General features: G+C 63.7%; 20 protein-coding genes. 9 read left to right on the forward strand and 11 right to left on the reverse strand.

Annotation, left to right across the window (positions count from 1 at the left end; translation table 11 throughout):
• The first annotated feature begins 79 nt into the window (after positions 1-79).
• Both NKH06_RS29630 and olsB read left to right on the forward strand, forming a co-directional pair.
• Complete coding sequence (locus NKH06_RS29630) at positions 80-2,272, forward strand: response regulator (protein ID WP_502914516.1); 2,193 nt, start codon at positions 80-82, stop codon at positions 2,270-2,272.
• 180 nt (positions 2,273-2,452) lie between these two features.
• On the forward strand, positions 2,453-3,328 hold the full coding sequence (gene olsB / locus NKH06_RS29635; RefSeq protein WP_023812526.1) for a l-ornithine N(alpha)-acyltransferase: 876 nt from the start codon (positions 2,453-2,455) through the stop codon (positions 3,326-3,328).
• A gap of 177 nt (positions 3,329-3,505) precedes the next feature.
• Here the strand turns inward: olsB and NKH06_RS29640 are convergent, their stop codons facing one another.
• Together NKH06_RS29640 and grpE are read right to left on the reverse strand one after the other, a co-directional pair.
• The gene (locus NKH06_RS29640; protein WP_352440853.1) at positions 3,506-4,138 is read right to left on the reverse strand and encodes a trimeric intracellular cation channel family protein; all 633 of its coding nucleotides are present in this window, start codon (positions 4,136-4,138) and stop codon (positions 3,506-3,508) included.
• A 106-nt stretch (positions 4,139-4,244) separates the two neighbouring features.
• Entirely contained in the window at positions 4,245-4,880 is a 636-nt protein-coding gene (gene grpE, locus NKH06_RS29645) for a nucleotide exchange factor GrpE (RefSeq protein WP_127296395.1), read from the reverse strand.
• Positions 4,881-5,119: 239 nt separating this feature from the next.
• On the opposite strand from grpE, the gene NKH06_RS29650 reads away from it, so the two are divergent.
• The 3 genes from NKH06_RS29650 (at position 5,120) to NKH06_RS29660 (ending at position 6,946) form a co-directional block, all read left to right on the forward strand.
• Positions 5,120-5,320 (forward strand): hypothetical protein, encoded by a 201-nt coding sequence (locus NKH06_RS29650; RefSeq protein WP_023812523.1) that lies wholly within the window; start codon positions 5,120-5,122, stop codon positions 5,318-5,320.
• Between the two features lie 97 nt (positions 5,321-5,417).
• Entirely contained in the window at positions 5,418-5,795 is a 378-nt protein-coding gene (locus NKH06_RS29655) for a hypothetical protein (RefSeq protein ID WP_023812522.1), read from the forward strand.
• A gap of 128 nt (positions 5,796-5,923) precedes the next feature.
• Positions 5,924-6,946, forward strand: coding sequence for a fatty acid desaturase (locus tag NKH06_RS29660; RefSeq protein ID WP_023812521.1), 1,023 nt, complete (start codon positions 5,924-5,926; stop codon positions 6,944-6,946).
• A 117-nt stretch (positions 6,947-7,063) separates the two neighbouring features.
• Here the strand turns inward: NKH06_RS29660 and NKH06_RS29665 are convergent, their stop codons facing one another.
• From NKH06_RS29665 to cysG, 6 genes are all read right to left on the reverse strand, one after another.
• Entirely contained in the window at positions 7,064-8,668 is a 1,605-nt protein-coding gene (locus NKH06_RS29665) for a GMC family oxidoreductase (RefSeq protein ID WP_023812520.1), read from the reverse strand.
• 96 nt (positions 8,669-8,764) lie between these two features.
• Positions 8,765-9,298: a DUF934 domain-containing protein gene (locus NKH06_RS29670; RefSeq protein ID WP_023812519.1), complete on the reverse strand. Its 534-nt coding sequence runs from the start codon at positions 9,296-9,298 to the stop codon at positions 8,765-8,767.
• A 111-nt stretch (positions 9,299-9,409) separates the two neighbouring features.
• Positions 9,410-10,174, reverse strand: a complete 765-nt coding sequence (locus tag NKH06_RS29675) for a phosphoadenylyl-sulfate reductase (protein ID WP_023812518.1) — start codon at positions 10,172-10,174, stop codon at positions 9,410-9,412.
• Complete coding sequence (locus tag NKH06_RS29680) at positions 10,149-11,819, reverse strand: nitrite/sulfite reductase (RefSeq protein WP_352894884.1); 1,671 nt, start codon at positions 11,817-11,819, stop codon at positions 10,149-10,151. The genes NKH06_RS29675 and NKH06_RS29680 overlap by 26 nt, the downstream gene beginning before the upstream one ends.
• A gap of 43 nt (positions 11,820-11,862) precedes the next feature.
• Positions 11,863-12,156: a DUF2849 domain-containing protein gene (locus NKH06_RS29685; protein ID WP_023812516.1), complete on the reverse strand. Its 294-nt coding sequence runs from the start codon at positions 12,154-12,156 to the stop codon at positions 11,863-11,865.
• On the reverse strand, positions 12,153-13,604 hold the full coding sequence (cysG, locus tag NKH06_RS29690; RefSeq protein WP_023812515.1) for a siroheme synthase CysG: 1,452 nt from the start codon (positions 13,602-13,604) through the stop codon (positions 12,153-12,155). The genes NKH06_RS29685 and cysG overlap by 4 nt, the downstream gene beginning before the upstream one ends.
• A gap of 420 nt (positions 13,605-14,024) precedes the next feature.
• Here cysG and NKH06_RS29695 point away from each other — a divergent pair, with 420 nt between their 5' ends.
• A complete protein-coding gene (locus tag NKH06_RS29695; RefSeq protein WP_352894886.1) occupies positions 14,025-14,474 on the forward strand; it encodes a baeRF12 domain-containing protein in 450 nt (149 codons plus the stop codon).
• Positions 14,475-14,697: 223 nt separating this feature from the next.
• A complete protein-coding gene (locus NKH06_RS29700) occupies positions 14,698-16,494 on the forward strand; it encodes a cation:proton antiporter domain-containing protein (RefSeq protein ID WP_352610164.1) in 1,797 nt (598 codons plus the stop codon).
• A gap of 70 nt (positions 16,495-16,564) precedes the next feature.
• Here NKH06_RS29700 and NKH06_RS29705 read toward each other — a convergent pair whose 3' ends face one another.
• On the reverse strand, positions 16,565-17,374 hold the full coding sequence (locus tag NKH06_RS29705; RefSeq protein ID WP_023812512.1) for an AraC family transcriptional regulator: 810 nt from the start codon (positions 17,372-17,374) through the stop codon (positions 16,565-16,567).
• Positions 17,375-17,572: 198 nt separating this feature from the next.
• Between NKH06_RS29705 and NKH06_RS29710 the strand changes: the two genes are divergently transcribed.
• Positions 17,573-18,493, forward strand: a complete 921-nt coding sequence (locus NKH06_RS29710; protein ID WP_352440933.1) for a zinc-binding dehydrogenase — start codon at positions 17,573-17,575, stop codon at positions 18,491-18,493.
• A gap of 13 nt (positions 18,494-18,506) precedes the next feature.
• Here the strand turns inward: NKH06_RS29710 and NKH06_RS29715 are convergent, their stop codons facing one another.
• On the reverse strand, positions 18,507-19,259 hold the full coding sequence (locus NKH06_RS29715; protein WP_352440850.1) for an SDR family NAD(P)-dependent oxidoreductase: 753 nt from the start codon (positions 19,257-19,259) through the stop codon (positions 18,507-18,509).
• A gap of 165 nt (positions 19,260-19,424) precedes the next feature.
• On the opposite strand from NKH06_RS29715, the gene NKH06_RS29720 reads away from it, so the two are divergent.
• A complete protein-coding gene (locus NKH06_RS29720) occupies positions 19,425-19,787 on the forward strand; it encodes a nuclear transport factor 2 family protein (protein WP_128303226.1) in 363 nt (120 codons plus the stop codon).
• Between the two features lie 9 nt (positions 19,788-19,796).
• On the opposite strand, the gene NKH06_RS29725 is transcribed toward NKH06_RS29720, so the two are convergent.
• Positions 19,797-22,058, reverse strand: a complete 2,262-nt coding sequence (locus tag NKH06_RS29725; RefSeq protein ID WP_352554976.1) for a transglycosylase domain-containing protein — start codon at positions 22,056-22,058, stop codon at positions 19,797-19,799.
• Positions 22,059-22,060 lie beyond the last annotated feature (2 nt).

Here is a 22,060-nt window from a genome sequence, read left to right on the forward strand (position 1 = left end):
CCCCCGGGCCCTCCGGCCCCGGGCGGGGGGGGGGCCCCCGCGGGGGGGGGGGGGGGGGGGTGCCGCCGCCCCCCCGCCGCTGGTGCCCGAGCCGGAATTCTCCAGGCGCGAAAGCCTGCCCTTTCTGACATTCGTCGCCATCGTGGTGGTGGCCGGGCTGGCGCATCTGACCGGGGCACCAATCTTCATTAGCGTCGCATTGCTGGCAACCGGTCTTGCCGGTCTTGCCCTGCATCTGCGCGCCAGGCGGAGCGAACATCGCACCTCTGCCCTTCTTGACGAAACCACTGCCCGCAGCCGCGCCGAGATCGAGACGCTGGCCGACCGCATGTGGGAGATGCAGGAGAGCGATGAGCGCTTTCGCGGCCTGATCGACGCGCTTGGCGATCTCGTCATCCATCGCGACCGCGATGGCTACATCGTCTATGCCAACAAGGTCTTCGCCGATCTCGTCGAGATCGACCAGCGCGACCTTGCCGGCAAGACCCTGGCAGAACTGGGCATCGAGGTCGGCATGGTTCCCGATGCCGCCTTTTCCGACCATGAGTGCCTGAGTTCCACCGATGTCTCTATCAGCACGCCGAGCGGGCAGCGCTGGTTCTCCTGGATCGAACTGTCGGTGCGCGACAAGGACAGCGGCGCGGTTTCGCACCGCGCCATCGCCCGCGACATCACCGCCCGCAAACGCGCCGAATCCTCGCTGATCACCGCACGCGAACGGGCCGAATATGCCAGCCAGGCCAAATCGCGCTTCCTCGCCACCGTCAGCCATGAAATCCGCACCCCGATGAACGGCATCATGGGGATGGCCAGGTTGCTGGCCGACACCAGCCTGTCGCCGGAGCAGCAAACCTATGTCGGCGCCGTCTCGACCTCGGCCAGCGCATTGCTTGCCCTGATCGAGGATCTTCTCGACTATTCCAAGATCGAAGCCGGGCGTTTCGACCCCGAGCCGCAGCCGATGTCGGTGCGCGAGATCGCCGACAACATCATCGAATTGCTGGCAGCGCGGGCTTTCGCCAAGGATATCGGGCTGGGTTGCCATGTCGAACCCGACGTGCCGCAATTGATCACCGCCGATCCGGGCAAGGTGAGGCAGGTGCTTCTCAACCTCATCGGCAACGCCATCAAGTTCACCGACAGCGGCGGCGTGCTGGTGAGCATAGCACGCGCACGCACCGAAACCAGCGACCGCATATGCTTCACCATCGCCGATACCGGTCCGGGCCTGCGTGATGCCGACCTGGAGCGCATTTTCGAGGAGTTCGAGCAGGCCGACGGCACGTCGACACGCACACATGGCGGGGCCGGCCTCGGCCTTGCCATCTCCAGACGCCTGGTGGCCGCCATGGGCGGCACGATCTCGGTATCCAGCCGGCTCGGCCAGGGATCCGAGTTCGTCTTCGAAATCCCTGCGATAGCGGCCACCGAAGCGCCGCAGGGCCACCAGAATGCTCTCTCGGGCAGACGCGCGGTGATCCTGTCGAAGAACGCCGTCGAGGCCGACGCCATCGCCCGCACCATCCGCGCCAATGGCGGCGCGGTCGACATCGCCACCACTGCCGCACAGGCCGCGCCTTTCGCCGCCGGCTGCGATGCGATCCTGGTCGATGCAGCGATGGAAGAAGGCGACGGAAGGCTGCTCAAGCGCCTGCGCCAAAGCGGTTTCTCCGACTGTGAGGCGATCACGCTGATCGCGCCGACCGATCGCGGCATGCTTGGCGAGTTCCGAGCCAGCGGCTACGCAACCTTCCTGGCCAGACCGGTGCGTGGCGGAACACTTCTGCGTGTGCTGTTGAGCAGCCATGCTCCGAGCCTCGGCCCGCCGCAGCCGGAAAGGCGCGGCGCGCCGACGCTGCGCGCCATCGGCAACCGCCAGCGCGGCCTGTCGGTGCTGATCGCCGAGGACAATGACATCAACGCCATGCTGGCCCGCGCCACGCTGCTGAAGGCCGGGCATCGCGTCAAGGTGGTCGGCAACGGCAAGGCCGCCGTCGAGGCTGTCACCGGCGCCGCGCACAAGGACCGCTTCGACGTGGTCTTGATGGATCTCCACATGCCGGTCATGGACGGGCTGGACGCGATTGCCGCCATCCGCCGCCATGAGGAAGAAAGTGCCGTGCGGCCGGTGCCGATCATGGTGCTGTCGGCCGACAGCCAGGAAAAGACCCGTCATGCGGTGTTGGCCCATGGCGCCAGCGGCTTTGTCACCAAGCCGCTCGACCCCGAGGCGCTGGTCAATGCCGTCGAGGGGCAGGTCGTCGCGGCCTGAGCTTTCCACCGCCATTCGGCACGGGCGATCACTTAAACGTAGCCGGTTGATCGTATTCGCCAGCCGACGAAGTATTGCCCATGACGTCGTATCACGGTACTGTCACAATCCTGTTGCACCTACACCGTATCCCCGTGCCAAGAGGGATGGCTCGAAGGAGAATCACTCGTGCATACAGTTATGCCGGAATGTGACACTCGGCCGAACGCCAGCAGCGCCTTGCTTGCCGGACGTAACGTCGATTCCGTCATAAAGGGCGCTGCGCTGGGCCGTATAGGCAATCTTGAAGTGCGGCTCGCTCGCAACGAGGCCGAGATCGCGGCCGCGCAGGAAGTGCGCTACCGGGTGTTCTACGACGAACTTGGCGCCAGGAAGGACCTGTTCCAGGCCCATGACCGCCGGGACGCCGATCGGTTCGATCCGCTCTGCGACCATCTGCTGGTTTTGGACACCACGCTTTCCGGTCCCGAACATCGCCGCATCGTCGGCACATATCGGCTGCTGCGGCAAGAAATCGCGGCCACGGCCGGTGGCTTCTATTCCGAAGGTGAATTCGAGCTGACCAAGCTCATCGCCCGCCACCCCGGCCAGCGCTTCCTTGAACTCGGCCGCTCCTGCGTGTTGCCGGAATACCGCTCGAAGCGCACCATCGAGGCGTTGTGGCAAGGCATCTGGGCTTACATCAACCATTACGAAATCGGTGTGATGACCGGCTGCGCGTCCTTTCACGGCACCGTGCCGGCGGCGCATGCCGAGGCGCTCACCTACCTAGCCCACCACTGCCGGACGAACTCGGCCTGGGACGTGCGCGCGGTGTCCGGGCGCTATTGCTCGATGGATCTGATGCCGATCGAGGCCGTCAATGCCAAGGCGGCGATCGCCGCGATGCCGCCTTTGGTCAAGGGCTATCTGCGCGTCGGTGCCCGCATCGGCGATGGTTGCGTCATCGATCGCGAATTCTCGACGGTCGATGTGTTCGTCGTGATGCCGGTCAAGGAGATCGGCGCACGCTACGTCAACTATTATGGCGGCGAAGCCCAGCGCTTCGCGGCGTGAGATTGAGTAGGCAGTAGGCAGTAGGCAGTAGGCAGTAGTGATGACGCCACGATTAAGCTCCTGTGACTACTGATTATTCCCTATTCCCTATTCCCTATTCCCTATTCCCTATTCCCTATTCCCTATTCCCTATTCCCCATTCCCTATTCCCTATTCCCCATTCCCTATTCCCTCTCTTCACGGAATATCTTCCGGCCGCCTGCCGGGTCGGCTCTTGTAGGACGGAAACGACCAGCCGAATTTGAGCGCACCACCGCGCACGAGGAACGCCGCCGCAAAACCGGCGAGGTCCGAGGCGAGCGGCGGCAGTCCGGCAAGTTCGCCAAGCGTGTAAAGGCCGGCACCCGCAAGGGCCGCCGTAACGTAGATTTCGGGCCTGAGCAGCACCGATGGCTCGCCGGCGAGGAGATCACGCAGAATGCCGCCGAAAGTGGCGGTGAGCACGCCGGTGATGACGGAGACGACCGGCGAACCGGTAATCGCAAGCCCCTTGGCCGCGCCCATCACCGAAAAAGCGGCGAGCCCGACGGCGTCGAGCCAGAGCAGCCATTTCCAGCGCGATTCGACACGATGCGCGCTGAAGAAGACCAGCACCGCAACCGCGGCGCAGACCAGCACATAGCCGGAGTTGGCGACCCAGAAAACCGGCAGGTTGAGGATAACGTCGCGAAGCGTGCCACCGCCTATCCCGGTGACGCTGGCCAGGAACAGGAAGCCGATAATGTCGAGTTGCTTACGCGAAGCCGCCAGCGCCCCGGTCGCCGCGAAGACGGCGACACCGGCATAGTCAAGAAGCGCGATAGGGTTCATGAGGCCAAGGCAGTAGGGATTAGGGATTAGGCAGTATGAATAGCACGAAGCCGCGCGATTGATACGACTGCCCTAGTTTCCTACTGCCTACTGCCTATCCCCTGCCTCACGCATCTTTCTCAGCCTGTTCGTTCACCGGCCCCGGCTCAACCGGTGCTTCAGCGGCGACGAACTTTGGCCCGCCCTTGGCGACGCCCACCATGGCCGGGCGCAGCACGCGGTCGCCGATCGAATAGCCCGGCTGCACGACCTGGACCACGGTGTTGGCCGGGACATCCGGATTGGGCACTTCGAACATCGCCTGGTGGAAATTGGGATCGAACTTCTCGCCTTCAGGCGCGAGCTTCTTGACCCCATGCCGTTCCAGCGCCGACAGCATGGCGCGCTCGGTGAGGTCGACGCCTTCGATCAGCGCCTTGAAGCCGGCGTCACCCGATGCTTTGGCCTCGGCGGGAATCGCATCCAGCGCGCGGCGCAGATTGTCCGACACCGACAACATGTCGCGGGCGAAATTCGCGACCGCGTAGGTGCGCGCATCGTGCACATCGCGCGCCGTGCGGCGCCGCAGGTTTTCCATCTCGGCCGCCACGCGCAGCGCGCGGTCCTTCAGCTCTTCATTTTCCTTCAGCAGCCGCACAAGGGCTTCATAATCACCGTCGGTGCTGCCTTCCGTGCGCTCGGCTGTGGGCTCGGTCGCCTCGACTTCATCGGGCGCGCGTTCGTCTTTTGCCTGGTCGCTCATCGCCGTTTCCCGTCAATCTCGAATGATGTGGATTTTGTGCCCGATATCGATGTTTGGCGGCCAAAAATCAAGGGGTAAGCGACTATGGAAGCCGCCGGCCAAGGCGGGACAATGACAGGCAAGACATTTCGACTTTAATTCAAATTTTACCTTAACCGCCGGCTTTGCTTGCCACACAGGCATGATGGGGGAACCATTCTCTTGCTGCAGGAGTTTCGAAGCCGAGACAGGATTTTGAGATGATGACCCGCAACATGGGCGAAAAGGCAGAGGGGCTGGCCATCGAGATCAGGCGCCAGTTCGGCGCCGAGGCGGTGACCCGCTTTCTGCGCACCTTGCCGGCCTTCCGCACCGAAGCCGACATCCCCGACCGGCTCAGAGAACTGCTCGACCGCCTCGATGGGGCGGAGCGCGGTGACATCGGCTGGCGCCGGCCGTAACGCAACAATCGATCTTGGCAGCAAACCTCCTATCGGCAATAGCCGGGGAGAGCCGAACCATCTAAGGATAGATGGGTTGGTTCAAATGGAGGACGTAATGCGCAAGGTTTCGATTACCTCATCGCTGATGGCGCTTGTCGGCCTCGGCGCCATAACTTTGGCGGCCTTTCCGGCACAAGCAGACAATCTGCAGCTGCAATTGGGCAAACATGGCCCGCGGCTGAAGCTCATGGAAGATTGCGACCCCGCCTACGACGATTGCGAAGGTCCCCGTCGCGACGATCGGCGCGACCGGCGTCAACGAGGCTGCACGGAAGACCGGGCTCTCGACAAGGCAGAGCGAATGGGCATCCGCCGCGCAAGAATTGAGTCCATCGGCCGCCGGGAGATCACGGTCCGCGGCAGACAGGGTGGCGACCGCGTGCGCGTGACTTTTGGCACCGAGCGCGGCTGTCCTATCCTCGATCGCGAATAGCGGTCGACGTCATCAGCAGGTTGAGCTGGCGGTTGGCTGGCTCGACCGCCAAGCCACGCGACAATTACGCACAGTAATTTTGCGTGATGTTGCCTTGCGGCGGCGAGGCACCGCGCCTATGCTTCCTGATGAACATGATTTCCCCTGAGGCGGTGGCCAACAGCAAGCGCGCCTGGCTGAAGATTCTCGCCCGCTACAAGAAGCCCGACAGGCGGCGCAGCGCCGTCGAACTCGCCATCACCCTCATTCCATTCGCCATACTCTGGGGACTGTCCTCGGCGGCCTATGCCTATGGCCATTGGTGGGGACTGGTCCTCATCCTTCCCGCGGCCGGGTTTCTGGTGCGCATCTTCATGATCCAGCACGACTGCGGCCACGGCTCCTTCTTCGCCAATCGCTACGCCGACGACTGGATTGGCCGCGCGCTCGGCATCCTGACGCTGACGCCCTACGATTGCTGGCGGCGTGCCCACGCGACGCACCACGCCAGCGCCGGCAATCTTGACGAACGCGGCATGGGCGACATCCGGACGCTGACCGTTGCAGAATACCGGCAGATGTCGTGGCGAGGCCGCCTCGCCTACCGTCTCTATCGCCACCCGCTGGTGATGTTCGGGCTCGGTCCGATCTGGCTGTTCATCTTCGAGCAAAGGCTCCCCGTCGGCATGATGCGCGGCGGCCTGACCCCTTGGGTGTCGTCGATGACCACCAATCTTGGCATCGCGGTCGCGGCAGCCATCCTCATCTGGTTCGTCGGCCCAGGCGCTTTCCTGGTGGTCCACCTGCCGATCGTCATCCTCGCCGGTTCGGCCGGCATCTGGCTGTTCTACGTCCAGCACCAGTTCGAGGAAACGGAATGGGCGAAGGATGCCGACTGGGAATTCCAGCACGCTGCCCTGCACGGATCGTCCTATTACGATCTACCGCCGGTGCTGAACTGGCTCACCGGGAACATCGGTGTCCATCACGTCCATCATCTCTCCGCCAAGGTGCCGTGCTACCGGTTGCAGGAAGTGCTGCGGGATTATCCCGAGTTGCGCGACATCGGCCGTGTCACGCTGCTCGAAAGCTTGCGCTGCGTCAAATTGGCATTGTGGGACGAAAACCGCCGCAAGCTGGTGTCGTTCCGCGAGGCACGGGCGGCGGCTTAAGCAATTCCAGGAGAAGTTTGAACGGTTTCCCAGGGAAAGCGCGTAACGTTTTCCCTGGGCAATTGCGTCATAACAAAAGGACCGCCGCGCTATGGGCGCCGCGGCCTGGAGCTCCGATCAGGCAGCCCTGATCATGTCGGCGGCCTTTTCGGCGATCATGATGGTTGGGGCATTGGTGTTGCCACCAATCAGTGTCGGCATCACCGAGGCGTCCACGACACGCAAGGCTTCAAGCCCGCGCACCTTGAGTTGCGGATCGACCACCGCCATCTCGTCGACCCCCATCCGACAGGAGCCGACCGGGTGATAGACCGTGTCGGCGCGGGTACGGATATGGGTCATCAGATCGGCATCGCTCGGCTCGCCGGCGATGTGCATTTCCTTGTGCCGGTAGCGCGTCAGCGCCGGCGAAGCCAGCACCTGCCGGGTGATCCTCACGCCTTTCAGCAGCAGTTCCGCATCGCGCTGGTCGCCGAGAAAGCGCGGATCGATGCGTGGCGCGGCAAATGGATCGGCGCTGGCCAGCCCAACCTCGCCACGTGAGTGCGGCCGCAATATGCAGACATGACAGGAAAAACCGAAGCCGTAGTGCAGCGTGCGCGCATGGTTTTCGACCAGGCCGATGACGAATTGCAGCTGCAGGTCAGGGCGTTCAAGCGCCGGGTCGGATTTGACGAAAGCGCCGCTCTCGGCCGCCGGCGAGGCGATCAGCCCGGTTCCATCCCGGCGCCACTGCGCGATGTGCCTGAGGAAACCCAACGCGCCGCGCGGGCTCATGCCAAGCATATCGGTGTCCTTCGATCTCCAGCCGACGATGAAATCGAGGTGATCCTGCAGGTTCTTGCCGACGCCCGGCAATTCGTGGACGACGGGAATGCCATGCACGGCAAGTTCGGCCGCCGGGCCGATACCCGATAGCAACAGAAGCTGCGGCGAACCGAAGGCACCGCCACAGAGGATCACCTCGCGCGACGCCTGTGCCACTGTCTCGCCTTTGCGTGTCCGGTAGCGGATGCCGGTGGCGCGCTTGCCGTCAAGGACGATGCCTGTGGCGTGCGCCCGCGTGACCACGGTCAGATTGGTCCGCTGCATCACCGGATGGAGATAGGCGGCGGCAGTCGAACAGCGCTCGCCATTACGGGCGCCACCGGCAAACTGGGTCACCTGGAAATAGCCGGCGCCCTCTTGTTCCGGTCCGTTGAAATCGTCCGAGGCGCGAATCTGGTTTTCGCCACAAGCCTCTATGAAGGCCTTGGCGATCGGCCTCGGCGAGCGCTGGTTCGACACTTTCAGCGGGCCGTCCCCGCCATGCAACGCATCAGTGCCGCGCTCATTGCCCTCGGCGCGCCGGAAATAGGGCAGCACCTCATCCCACGACCAGCCCTCGCAGCCTAGATTTGCCCATTCGTCATAGTCGCTGCGATGGCCCCTGACATAGAGCATTGCATTGATTGCGCTGGAGCCGCCCAGCGCCTTGCCGCGCGGCTGGTAGCCCTTGCGGCCGCCAAGACCTTGCTGCGGCACGGTCTCGAAGGCCCAGTTGTTGATTCTGGGCCGGCCGGAAAGCATGCTGATAATGCCAGCAGGAGCGCGGATCAGCATATCCCTGCCCTCGCCGCCAGCTTCGATCAGGCAGACCGTTTTCGATGGATCTTCCGAAAGCCGCGCGGCAAGCGCACAGCCGGCGGACCCACCGCCGGCTATGACATAGTCGTAACGCATGAAGACCCCTCCCCGATCGTCCACGGATTTCCATCCGGATGATCAAGAAAAGGCCTGAACACGACTGATGTAAAGACGCGCGGAATTACCGCAACGTCAGCTGCTGCGAACGCGCCGCCAGGAGTATTTCGGGCCTTTTGGTTCCGGCACGGCGGCTGGCTGGTAGTAGAGCCCCAATCCGCCGGTACGGTCCTCCTCCAGGCGCTTCAACAGCACCGGATTGGAAATCTCGAACTCGTCGAAGCCCAGCCGCAGCATATGCGGCAGCTGGTCCACCAGCACCTGGCCCGTGGCGCGAACGGCACCTTCGAAATGGTAGCGGCCGCGCAGCAGTTCTCCCTTGGAGAACGAGCGGCCGTCGCTGAAGGCCGGGAAGGCCAATGCCACCAGCGACAGCTGGTCGAGCAGGTCGGCAATCTTCTCGAGCTGATCACCCGGCTGCAGCACGACGCCGAGCCGTTCCTTGGCCGAGCGGCGTACCTCCGGATCGAGATCGAGGAAGGCTTGCAACGGCAGGATGAAGCGGCCGTTGCCGGACAGCGCATCGGCGCTTTCGGCATGCGTCCACTCATCCTCGTGAAAACCCGCAGTGGTCCAGAGTCGGGTCTCCGGTGTCGTCGGTCCAGTCATAAAGATTCCTAAAGCCCCAAGATCCAGGTCCGCTGAAAGTCCATCCCACGCAAAGCCGGCGGTCTCCGGACGAAGGTCGCCGTTTGCAGGCCGGCTGAATTTCGGCATACCCTATAGTGATGCGTCGGTCAGCGACTTCTCCAGCCCCGACAGGTGAATGCCGCACTCGGTCTTGGCATGACCGGCCCAGCGGCCGCTGCGCGCGTCCTCGCCCGGCTGCACCGGCTGCGTGCACGGGAAGCAGCCGATCGACAGATAGCCATAGGCGACCAGTGGATTTTCGCGCAGCGCATGCGCGCGCATATAGTCGGCCTGGTCCGATGTCGTCCAATGCGCCAGCGGATTGATGCGGATGCGTGGACCGACCGCCTCGAACACCGGCAGCGCTGCCCGCGTCGCGGCCTGGAAACGCTTGCGGCCGGTGAGCCAGGCTCGAAATGGCGCGACACCGCGCGCCAGCGGCTCCACCTTGCGCACGTCGCAGCAGGCGTCGGTGTTGCTCTGATGCAGATTGCCCGTCGGATCGATCCGTTCGAGTGCTGCTTCCTCGGGTTTGATCACCCTTATGTTGGTCAGCCCGAAATCGGCGGCGAGCGCGTCGCGATAGCCGAGCGTCTCCTCGAAATGCTTGCCGGTGTCGAGGAAGATGACCGGCAGTGTCCGGTCGATCTTGGCGATCATGTGCAGCAGCACAGCCGAATCCGCGCCGAACGACGACACCGCAGCGATCTCGTCAAGGAACAGTTCGCGGGCCGAGCGTTCGATGATCTCGAGCGGCTTCAGATGACCGTAGAGCGCATCGAGCCCCGCCGCTTTGGCGGCGATGCCGTCATCGACGTCTCCAATACGGTCAAGCGGCCTTGGCTTCGCCAGCATAGAGCGCCTCCTTGAACGGCGCGGGACCGACTCGGCGGTAGGCGTCGATGAATTTCTCTTGTGGGTCGAGCCGAAGGCCGAGATAGGTCTCGACGATCTGTTCGATGGCGTCGGTGATCTCTTCCGACGAGAAGCCGCGGCCGATGATCTCGCCGACCGAGGTGTTCTCGTCTGCCGAGCCGCCCAGCGTCACCTGATAGAGTTCGGAGCCCTTCTTCTCGACGCCGAGGATGCCGATGTGGCCGACATGGTGATGACCGCAGGCGTTGATGCAGCCGGAGATCTTCAGCTTCAGTTCGCCGATCTCGCGCTGCCGTTCCAGCGAGGCGAAGCGTTGCGAGATTTCCTGCGCGATCGGGATCGAGCGCGCCGTGGCCAGCGCGCAATAATCGAGGCCCGGGCAAGCGATGATGTCCGATATCAGGTTGGAGTTGGCTGTCGCCAGACCGATGCCGACCAGCGCATCATAGACCGCCTTGAGGTCGGCGCGGGCCACATGCGGCAGGATCAGGTTCTGCTCATGGCTGACACGCAGCTCGTCAAAGCCATATTTCTCGGCGATGTCGGCGATCGCTTCCATCTGGCTGTCCGAAGCGTCGCCGGGCACCTCGCCGATGCCCTTCAGCGAGATCGTCACCGCCGCATAGTCGGGATGGCGGTGCGTCACGACGTTCTGGTCGAGCCACTCCGAAAACCCCTTGGAATCGAGCCGCGCCAGCTTGACCGCCTGGTCGCCTTCCGGCCGCCCAGCGAGCACCGGTGGCGCGAAATAGGCCTCGATCGCGCGGATGTCGGCTTCCGGCAGCTTCAGCTCGGCGTCCTTCAACTCCAGCCACTCGGCCTCGACCTGACGGGTGATCTCCTCGACGCCGGTCTCATGGACGAGGATCTTGATGCGCGCCTTGTACTTGTTGTCCCGGCGGCCATAGAGGTTGTAAACGCGCAGGATCGCCGTGCAGTAAGACAAAAGATCGGCTTCCGGCAGGAAGTCGCGGATTTTCCGGGCAACCATCGGCGTGCGGCCCTGGCCGCCGCCGATATAGACGGCAAAACTGAGTTCGCCGGCGGCGTTCTTCTTCAGGTGCAGGCCGATGTCGTGGGTCTGAATGGCGGCGCGGTCGCGCTCGGCGCCCGTCACCGCGATCTTGAACTTGCGCGGCAGGAACGAGAATTCCGGATGCACCGACGACCACTGGCGCAGGATTTCCGCGTAGGGACGCGGATCGGCGACTTCGTCGGCGGCAGCGCCGGCGAAGTGGTCTGCGGTGACGTTGCGGATGCAATTGCCGCTGGTCTGGATGGCATGCATCTCAACGCTCGCGAGATCCGCCAGGATCGCCGGAATGTCAGACAGCGCCGGCCAGTTGAACTGGATGTTCTGGCGCGTGGTGAAATGGCCGTAGCCCTTGTCGTATTTGCGGGCGATGTGGCCAAGCATGCGCAACTGCTTGCCGTTCAGCGTGCCGTACGGCACCGCGATGCGCAGCATGTAAGCATGCAGTTGAAGATAGACGCCGTTCATCAGCCTCAATGGCCGGAACTGGTCCTCGGTGATCTCGCCGGCAAGACGACGCTGCACCTGGTCGCTGAACTCGGCAACGCGGGCCTGGACAAAATCGTGGTCGAACTCATCGTAACGGTACATGCTTGGTCTTTCAGGGCGCGTCCGCCCATGCCTGGTGTCTTGGTTATGCTGCCCGCGCAGCCTGCTTGCCGAGATCGTTGCGAATGGTCGGGCCGGCGGCGCGGATCTTCTCGCGCAGCCGCACCGGTTGGACGACGCCGTTGACGACTTCAGCGTCGATCAAATTGACGTCGACCACTTCGTTGGCGGCATAGGCCTTGGCGCCGGTCGCCTCGAGCCTGTCCTCGGCTGCCTTGTCATGGGCGAGGTCGGCATGGTCCACCGTCTCGGCCCAGCCGCCATCGGCGTACCAGACGGCAATACCGTCGGTGAGGCGGTTGGCGGTAAGTATCTTCATTGCTGAACTCCTTCGGCGACCGAACTGGACGCGCCTTCATGCCTGTGTGCCGCCAGCGGCTCGGACCGTTCAAAGTTGGCGCCGGCGACCGCATCGCCGATGATGGTCATGACCGGGCCGGAAAGATCGGCGCGCGTTTCCAGCGACGGCAGGTCGGCAAGCGTGCCGTGGAAGCGACGCCGGTTGGCGAGGCTGGCATTCTCGACCACGGCCACCGCCGTATCTGGCGACAGACCCGCCTCGATCAGCCGTCCGGCAACCTCGGCGGCCACCGAGCGGCCCATATAAACGGCGACGGTGGCGCCGGAAATGGCGAGCTTGGCCCAGTCGGGCAGCGAATTGCCCTTGAGGTCGTGGCCGGTGGTGAACACCATCGACGAGGAGACACCGCGCAAGGTCAGCGGCAGTTCGAAATCGGCGGCGGCGGCAAAGGCCGCGGTGACGCCCGGAACCACCTCATAGGCGATGCCGGCATCGCGAAGTGCCGCCATCTCTTCGCCGGCCCGGCCGAACACCAGCGGATCGCCTGACTTCAGCCGCACGACACGCTTGCCTTCACGGCCAAGCTCGACCAGCAGCGCATTGATCTCAGCCTGGCTCTTGGTGTGACAGCCCTTGCGCTTTCCGACCGGCAGACGCTCGGCATCGCGGCGACCCATGGCAACCACCGCCTCCGGCACCAGCGCGTCATGGACGATGACATCGGCTTCCATCAGCAGGCGGTGTGCGCGCAAGGTCAGAAGATCCTCGGCGCCCGGACCGGCACCGACCAGCGCGATGTGGCCGCGAGCCGGCGCATTCGAAAGCAGGAGATCGACGGCAGCATCATGCGCCTGCGAAAGCTGACCGATTTCAGCCGCGCGTGCAGGAGCACCAGTGAAGAAATCATTCCAGAAGCGGCGCCGGGCATTGCCTCTCGGCAGCAGCTTCTCGGCAGCCCCGCGAAACGAAGCGGCAAGCGTTGCCAGCGGCCCGAGCGACGGCGACAGCATACGGTCGATGCGGCCGCGCAGCATCTGCGCAAGCACCGGCCCGGCGCCTTCGGTGCCGATGGCGATGGCGACTGGCGCGCGGTTGACCAGCGCCGGGGTGAAGAAATCGCAAAGCTCAGGCCGATCGACGGCATTGACCGGAATGCTTAGGCGGCGCGCATCCGCAGCCACCCGACGGTCGAGTTCCTCGTCGCCGCTGGCGGCAAACACCATGATCGCGCCTTCGAGCTGCGATGCGTCGTAAGCGGCGGCAAAATGGCTCGCGCCGGCCTGGGCGACGAAGGCGAGCAGGTCAGGCTCGGCGTGTTCCGCGATAATCCGCAGGACCGCACTCGACTGTCCGATCAGCCGCGCCTTGGCCAGCGCCTCTTCGCCGCCGCCAACGATGGCCACAGCTTCGCCCTCGACCCGCATGAACACGGGGAAGGCATTGAGCTTGGGAGCAGTGTGCGACATGGACGCGAGCGGAATCCTGAATGAGCTTGCAGTTCTACGCGCGGGCGCGAGAAACCAGAAGGAACGCACTCGCGCATCCCTTATCGGGATGCAATTGCTTTTCTGAAAGCATCCCGGCCAAGAGAAAAATATTTCTCGTTTACAGATGGAGCGGATTCAAGCTGCTGTCGCAGGCCTTGTTTTCCGGGTCTTTTAGCGCCCGGGGAGAAAAGCCGCAAAACCGTTTTTTCTAAATTCTACCAAATTAGTAGATTAAAGCCGCGAACTCTGGATAGCCAGAATGTCCAACGCCGACGCGGCTGCCGACTGGAACATTAGTGGCTCGGGGCGCGTTCTCAAAAGGCCTGTCATATCGGATCGAAACCCCGGCTGCGGAACGCCACGAAAGGCCACCACGCGGCTGAAAAGGAGCCTGTCATCATGAACACAATCATACTCAAGCACGGTATCTGGGTCATGGTGGCCGATGGCGAGAAGGCGCTTTTCCTCCGAAACGCCGGCGACAACAAATATCCGAATCTCGAGGTGGTGCAGGAAATGCAGCAGGACAACCCGCCCACCCGCGAGCAAGGCAGTGACAGCCCGGGCCGATACAATGATGGTCCCTCCGTACACCGCAGCGCAGTCGAGGATACGGACTGGCACCGCATCGGCAAGGAGCGTTTCGCCGATGAAATCGCCGCCCGGCTCTACAAGCTCGCGCATGACGGCGAATTCAGCGAGATCGTGCTCGTCGCACCGCCGCTGGTGCTTGGGACAATGCGCAAAAAGCTGCATAAGGAGGTCGGGGACAAGGTGACCGCCGAAATTCCCAAGACATTGACCAACCATGCCATACCGGAAATCGAGGCCTTGCTGCAGGCAGCCTGATCATTGTCGATCGGCCCTGACCGATCGAGACGAATAGCACCGCACAAATTCCGATTTGACCGGCAGCTTTCTCGGCTGCCGGTCAAATATTTGCGGCAGCGCCGTCGATTTCATGGCTTTGCGGGTTGCATCGCCGACATACCATCCACCATATTGCAAACAGGCGGCGGCTTTGGGCGGCGCTCATCCAACATCGCTGTTTTTGAAAGGCGCTCCATAGACAATGCCGCATGACACGCCCCTTATCGCCACCATCGTCGCCGGTCTGGGGCTGGCTTTCGTCTTCGGGGCTCTCGCCAATCGCTTCCGCATTCCGCCGCTGGTCGGCTATCTCGTAGCCGGCGTGCTGGTCGGGCCGAACACGCCTGGCTTCGTCGCCGATGCCGGCCTTGCCAACGAACTGGCCGAAATCGGCGTCATCCTCCTGATGTTCGGCGTCGGGCTGCACTTCTCGCTCAAGGATCTGCTGTCGGTGCGTGCCATCGCCGTGCCGGGCGCCATCGTCCAGATCGGCTTTGCCACCGCACTTGGCGCCGGTCTTGCCTGGATGCTTGGCTGGTCGATGGGCGCGGGGCTGGTGTTCGGCCTGGCGCTGTCGGTGGCCTCGACCGTGGTGCTGCTGCGTGCCCTGCAGGAACGGCGGATGATCGAGACCGAGCGCGGCCGCATCGCCGTCGGCTGGCTGATCGTCGAGGATCTGGCCATGGTGCTGGCGCTGGTGCTGCTGCCGGCGCTGGCCGGCGTGCTCGGCGGTCAGGAGCAGGCTGACGCCCATGCGAGCGGCCTGCTGTCGCTGCCGGCCAGCTACGGCATCTGGGGCGTCGTCGGCATCACGCTGGCCAAGGTCGCCGCTTTCGTGATCGTCATGCTGGTGGTCGGCCGCCGGGTCATTCCCTGGATCCTGCATTACGTCGCCCATACCGGCTCGCGCGAACTGTTCCGGCTGGCGGTTTTGGCCATCGCGCTCGGCGTCGCCTTCGGTGCGGCAAAACTATTCGGTGTCTCGCTGGCGCTGGGCGCCTTCTTCGCCGGCATGATCATGAGCGAGTCCGAGCTCAGCCACCGCGCCGCCGAGGAATCGCTGCCGCTGCGCGATGCCTTCTCCGTGCTGTTCTTCGTCTCGGTCGGCATGCTGTTCGACCCGTTCAGCCTGATCAGCAATGGCTGGCCGATCCTGGCGACGCTGGCCATCATCGTCATTGGCAAATCACTGGCCGCATTCGCCATCGTTGTCGCCTTCGGCTATCCCATCGCCACGGCGCTGATAATTTCGGCAAGCCTTGCCCAGATCGGCGAATTCTCCTTCATTCTGGCTGAACTCGGCGTCGGGCTGAAGCTGCTGCCGGAACAGGGCCGCGACCTCATTCTGGCCGGTGCGATCCTGTCGATTGTCCTCAACCCGCTGATGTTCCTGGCCATCGACTGGATGAAGCCGTGGCTGGAACGGCGCGCCGCCAGGACGGCACCACCGGTCGAGGCAAAACCGGTTGGTCCGGCGACGGAGCCGGGCCAGGTAGCCTCTGTCGCGGCAACGACGAAAAAGGAGGACGGCCCGCCTCCAAAGACGGCACTCACCGGCCATGCTATCCTGATCGGCTACGGCCGTGTCGGTGGCCTGGTCGGCTCGGCGCTGAAAGACGCGGCAATGCCCTTCCTGGTCATCGAGGACGCCGACAAGACGCTGGCGAAATTGAAAGCGGACAGCATCGAGACCGTCGCCGGCAATGCGGCCAATGCCGAAGTGTTCGCCGCCGCCAATCCCGAAGGCGCCAGCCGGCTGATCCTTGCCATCCCCAATGCCTTCGAAGCCGGCCAGATCGTGCTCCGAGCCCGCACCGCCAACCCTGGCATCAACGTCATCGCTCGTGCCCATTCCGACGCCGAGGTCGAACATCTCAAGGGTTTGGGCGCCGATACGGTGATCATGGGTGAACGCGAGATTGCGCGCGGGATTGTGGAAGAAGTTCTCGGTCCCAAACCGGAGTTGAGGCGCGAAACCGCCGAGCCATCGGTGGCCTGAGTTCCAAAGCCCAGGCTGCACTCTCGCACGCTGGCACCGTGATCGGCTCGACCACCCTTTCAAGCGAGCATCACGCCACGAATGCAGAGCCGCCATTTTGCGCGATACCACTGAGGTATTTGGCCGGCGGCTTCCCAAGCGCCTTCTTGAACATGGTGATGAAGGCCGTAACGGAACCATAGCCGAGATCGCCCGAGACCTGCTGGACACTCTTGCCGGAAGCCAGTTCCCGAATTGCAACGATCAAGTGCAATTGCTGGCGCCAGCGCCCGAAACTCAGCCCTGTCTCCTTTGTCACAAGGCGGGCGAGGCTGCTTTCGCTGAGCGCGACGCGATTGGCCCATTCCGCCAGTGTGCTGCGGTCGGCGGGGTCCTGCGCCAACGCTTCGGCGATCCTGTTCAAGCGCGGCTCGGATGAGATCGGCAGGTGCAATTGCTGGACAGGCATGCGTGGCAACTCGGTGAGCAGTATCTTGGTCAAGAGCTCGCCCCTCGCCTCGTCGTCCTGCAGCCGATCGGAAAGCTCGATGATCAATTCGCGCAGCAGTGGCGAGATCGAAAGTGTGCAGCACCGCTCCGGCAGGTCGGCGGCGCCCGGCTCTATGTAGACGAAAAAAATCCGGGCGTTGGCGGTTGCGACATTGCTGTGCTCCATGCCGCCGGGGATCCACACCCCGCAATGCGGCGGCACCATCCATAGACCGCTTGGAACGCGGCATGTGACGCCGCCGCCGAGCGCGAAGACGAGCTGGCCTTTGCGGTGCCGATGGGCGGGGACTTCCGCTCGGGTGTCGGGGATGTCGACGCGCACGGCAATCGCCAGCGCGGCTGGGTCATCCACATCGAGATCGAGCCAGGGGTAGCTGAGGGGCTGTCTCATGATTGACTGTTATTAGCGATGAAACGCCACGATAGCTAAATTCTTTAACCGCGAAAGTCGATAGGCTTCGGTTCGCGCAGGGTTGATCTCGTGACGCTGCGCGCCCCCGGCGGTATGGCCCGCTACCTACGTGGGTACTCAGCTTGCAGTGCTTTCCAACGCAAGCTGGCACCGACAAGCCAGCAACAAGGTACGCCCATGCTTGCCCTGGTCATCTCTCCAGAAAACGCGACCGGGTTGAGGCTCGCCGACGTCGCCGAGCCTCAACCGGCCTCGAATGAAGCACTTGTCTCGGTCCACGCGACTTCGTTGAATCGCGGCGAACTGCGCCTGCTTGCCATACGCCCCAAGGGTTGGATACCCGGCCAGGACATTGCGGGGATTGTCGAACGAAGAGCAGCCGATGGTTCCGGGCCAACCGTCGGCGCCCGGGTTGTCGCGTTGGTCGACGAGGCTGGTTGGACCGAACGCATCGCAGTCCCAACCGACCGTCTCGCCGTCCTGCCGGATGACGTCAGCTTCGTTTCCGCAGCTACGCTTCCGGTCGCCGGTACGACGGCGCTGAGGACTCTACGCCATGGCGGGGACCTCGCCGGCCAGCAGGTCTTGATCACCGGCGCAAGCGGTGCGGTCGGTCGTTTCCAGATCCAGCTCGCCCGCCATCAGGGCGGATTCGTGACCGCTGTCGCCGCCGCCCGGCACGCCGAGGATCTCCGCGGCCTTGGAGCCGAGCAGGTTGTCGAAGCGATCGATCTGGCCGAGGGACCGTTCTCGCTGATCACGGAGTCGGTGGGCGGCAAAAGCCTCGCTCACGCGATCGAGCGCGTCGCACCTAGCGGGACCATCGTCATGTTCGGTTCGAGCAGCGGCGAACTGACGCCCATTGGATTTCGCCAGTTCGTTCCGGATCACGAAGGGGCGAGGCTTCAGACTTTCGCGTACTACACGTCTGGTCCAGGCATTGGCGAGGACATCGCCTCGCTGCTCGCTCTGGTCGCAGCCGGCCGGCTCGAAACGCGCGTGGCCTTGACCGTGCCGTGGACAGACAGCGCCCAAGCGCTGAACGCACTGCGACAGCGCAGCTTCAGCGGCAAGGCCGTTCTCACCATAACAGGATGAGCATCCTGTTTTGTCACACGTGCTGGCCGCCATTGATGTGGATTTCCGAGCCGGTCACGTAGGACGCCTGCTGCGAGCACAGGAAGAAGATGATGTCGGCGACTTCCGCCGTGGTGCCAAGGCGCCTGAGAGGGATGGTCCCGACGATCTTGTCAGTGCCCGGCGACAGGATCGCGGTGTCGATCTCGCCGGGCGCAATGGCATTGACGCGGATGCCGTGCGGGCCGAAATCATGTGCCATCTCGCGCGTCAGCGAGCCGAGTGCCGCTTTCGATGTGGCGTAGGCCGTGCCGGCGAAGGGATGCACGCGGGTTCCGGCGATCGAGGTTACGTTGACGATCGAGCCCTTGGCCGCCGCCAGTTCCTTGAACAGGCCGCGCGCCAGCATGATCGGCGCGAAGAAATTGACCTGGAACACGTCGCGCCAGACATGCATCGGCGTGTCGATCGAATCCATGCGGCTGTTGCCGTCCTTGAGCTTCGGCGAAATGCCGGCATTGTTGACCAGCGCATGCAGCTGGCCGCCATGCGCTTCCAGCCGGTGGCGGATTTCGGAGACGGCGATGCCGACATCCTCCTGATCGGCGAGATCGACCTTGATGTGGTCTTCCGGCCCGGCCGGCCACGGGCAGTCCTCGGCGAAAGCCTGCCTGGAGCAGGTGATGACGCGCCAGCCCTCGCGCGAAAAACGCTTGACGGTGGCGTGGCCAATGCCGCGGCTGGCGCCGGTCAGCACGATGGTCTTTCTGGTGTCGAGTTCAGTCATCTCAGGGTCTCCAGCCGGCAGATGTAGCCGAACGCCGCCGAGGTGGCGAGAGGCCGAAATGTCACCATTCACGTCAAAGGAGGAACCGGGAAGCCAACTCGCCGTTGGTTCGGGGAGTGCAGGACAAGGGTGCGGGGTTTCACATCAAATCAATCGGACAGAGCCATGACACAGACAGCACCCCTCGACATCGCCACCGCCTTCACCAAGGCGTGGACAGGCCACGACCTCGAAAAGGCAGCATCCTATGTCGCCGACGACGTCGTTTTTGATGGGCCGATGCAGCAATCGACCGGCAAGGCCCCCTACCTGAAGGGCCTGACCAAACTTTCACAGGATGTGACCGGTGTGCGCATGATCGCTGCTTTCGGCGACGATCACCAGGCGCTGCTGATGTATGACTTGATGACAAAGTCGTCCGGCGCGCTTTCCTGCGCCAAGCACCTCACCGTCCGCGATGGCAAGATTCACAGCGACAAACTGACCTTTGACAGCAAGAAATTGGGCAGCGCCAAGCCACGGAATTAGCGGATCGGATCAGCCGCCAAGGAGGTCGAGGATCGAGGTCTGCCGCTTTTTGCGCGGACCGCCGACGTCGCCTGGCGGCACCGGGTGCTTGATCGATGCGGTGGCGCCGTCATCCTCCGGCATGGAAAGGCCATCGGCATCGACGGTTTGGGCGGGACGGGCTGCGCGGGACGGCGCTTGGGCAACCGGCGCTGCTGGCCGCGCCGGAACCTGCTGGCCGACCGACGTTGACGGAACCGGCGCCGTGTTGTTCGCCGAGGGGATCTCGTCGGGGACGATTGTGTCGGCCGGCGTCGATTTCCAGGTGCCGGGCAGCGGCCGCACCGGCACACCCTCGTGGGCCGCAACCATGAACTCGTGCCAGGCCTGCGCCGGCAGTGCGCCGCCGGTGACCTTCTTCATCGGGCTGCCATCGTCATTGCCGAACCACACACCGGTGGTGAGGTTGGCGGTGTAGCCGACGAACCAGGCGTCGCGCGAATTCTGACTGGTGCCGGTCTTGCCGGCCGATGGCCAGGCGAAAGCCGCTTTCCGGGCAGTGCCGATCTCAACCGTGCCCGTCATCATCGAGTTCATCATGCCCACGATCTCAGGCTTGACGACGCGCGGCGCGCTGCCGCCGCCGCTGTCGTAAAGCACTTTGCCCTCGGTGGTCGTCACGCGCCGGATGAAGTGGATGTCGGGCTTGTAGCCGCCATTGGCGAATGGGACATAGGCCGAGGTCAGCTCCAGCGGCGTCACTTCCGAAGTGCCGAGCGCGATCGAGGTGTTGGCTATCAGGTCGGACTGGATGCCCATGCGGTGGGCCGCCTCGACTACCGCGTTCGGCCCGACCTCCATGGTCAGCTGCGCGGCCACCGAGTTCAGAGACTTGGCCAGCGCGGTGGCCAGCGTCACCTTGCCGAAATACTTGCCGCCGTAATTGTCGGGTGTCCAATTGCCGATCTTGATCGGCGCATCGTTGCGGATGCTGTCGGGCGTGCGACCGGCTTCGAGCGCGGCCATATAGACGAACGGCTTGAACGCCGAGCCCGGCTGGCGACGTGCCTCCGAAGCACGGTCGAACTGGCTCGTCGAATAGTCGTAGCCGCCGACCATGGCGCGCACCGCGCCGGAATCGTCGATCGACACCAGGGCGCCCTGGCTGACGTTGAGCTTCTTGCCGCTGTCGTCGATCAGCCTGCGGATCGACTGTTCGGCGAGCTTTTGCAGGTTCAGGTCGACGGTGCTGTCGATGACGATGTCGCCGCGTACGTCGCCGATCAGGTCGGGCAGTTCCTCCATAATGGTATCGGCGACGTAATTCTCCGAGCCGGTCCAGTAGGACGGCGCACGCGTTGCCGGCGCGCTCATTGCCGAGGTCAGTTCTTTGGCGCTGATCTTTCCCTCGTCGCGCATGGCGGCAAGCACCAGTTGCGAGCGTTCCTCGGCGGCCTTCGGATCGCGTGCCGGCGACAGCCGCGACGGCGCCTTCAACAGGCCGGCAAGCAATGCGGCTTCCGACAGGGTGACGTCACGCGCGCTCTTGCCGAAATAGCGGCGCGAGGCGGCCTCGACGCCATAGGCGCCGGAACCGAAATAGACCCGGTTGAGGTACATTTCGAGGATCTGGTCCTTGGTGTGCTTGTGCTCCAGCCACAGCGCCAGCAGCACTTCCTGCACCTTGCGCTCCAGCGTGCGGTCGGGTGTCAGGAACAGGTTCTTCGCCAATTGCTGGGTCAGCGTCGAACCGCCCTGCGAGAAATGCCCGCCAAGCACATTGGTGACCATGGCGCGAGAAAGCCCGATCGGGTCGATACCGAAATGCGAGTAGAAGCGCCGATCTTCAATAGCGATGACGGCTTCCGGTATATAGGGCGACATTTCATGCAGGCCGACGGCCTCGCCACCGCTCATGCCGCGATTGGCGAGCAATTGGCCGTCGGCAGAGACGATCTTGATGTTGGGGGCGCGGTCGGGAATCGACCAGGTCGTCGCCGCCGGCATCTTGGCGCCATAGTAGACGACGATGCCGGCCACCGCGATGCCGCCCCAGATGGCGAACACAAAGCACCAGTAGAACAGCCGGCCGAGCACGCCGAACAGGCCGCGCCGGCTTCTGCCGCGCTTGACCCGCGACGATTTCCCTTTGGCCGGCTTGCGTTTTGCGGAGGCTTTGCGATTGCTCGGCACGACGCGATCCTCCTCGTTCACCGAAAGACCCGCCGAGGACCGCGCCTGCGGCGGCCCCTCGAAACTGGGTTCGATGCGACTGTCCCTGCGGTTCGCCATGC

The sequence above is a fragment of the Mesorhizobium sp. M1342 genome (genome assembly GCF_040317955.1).
Classification (GTDB): Bacteria; Pseudomonadota; Alphaproteobacteria; order Rhizobiales; family Rhizobiaceae; genus Mesorhizobium.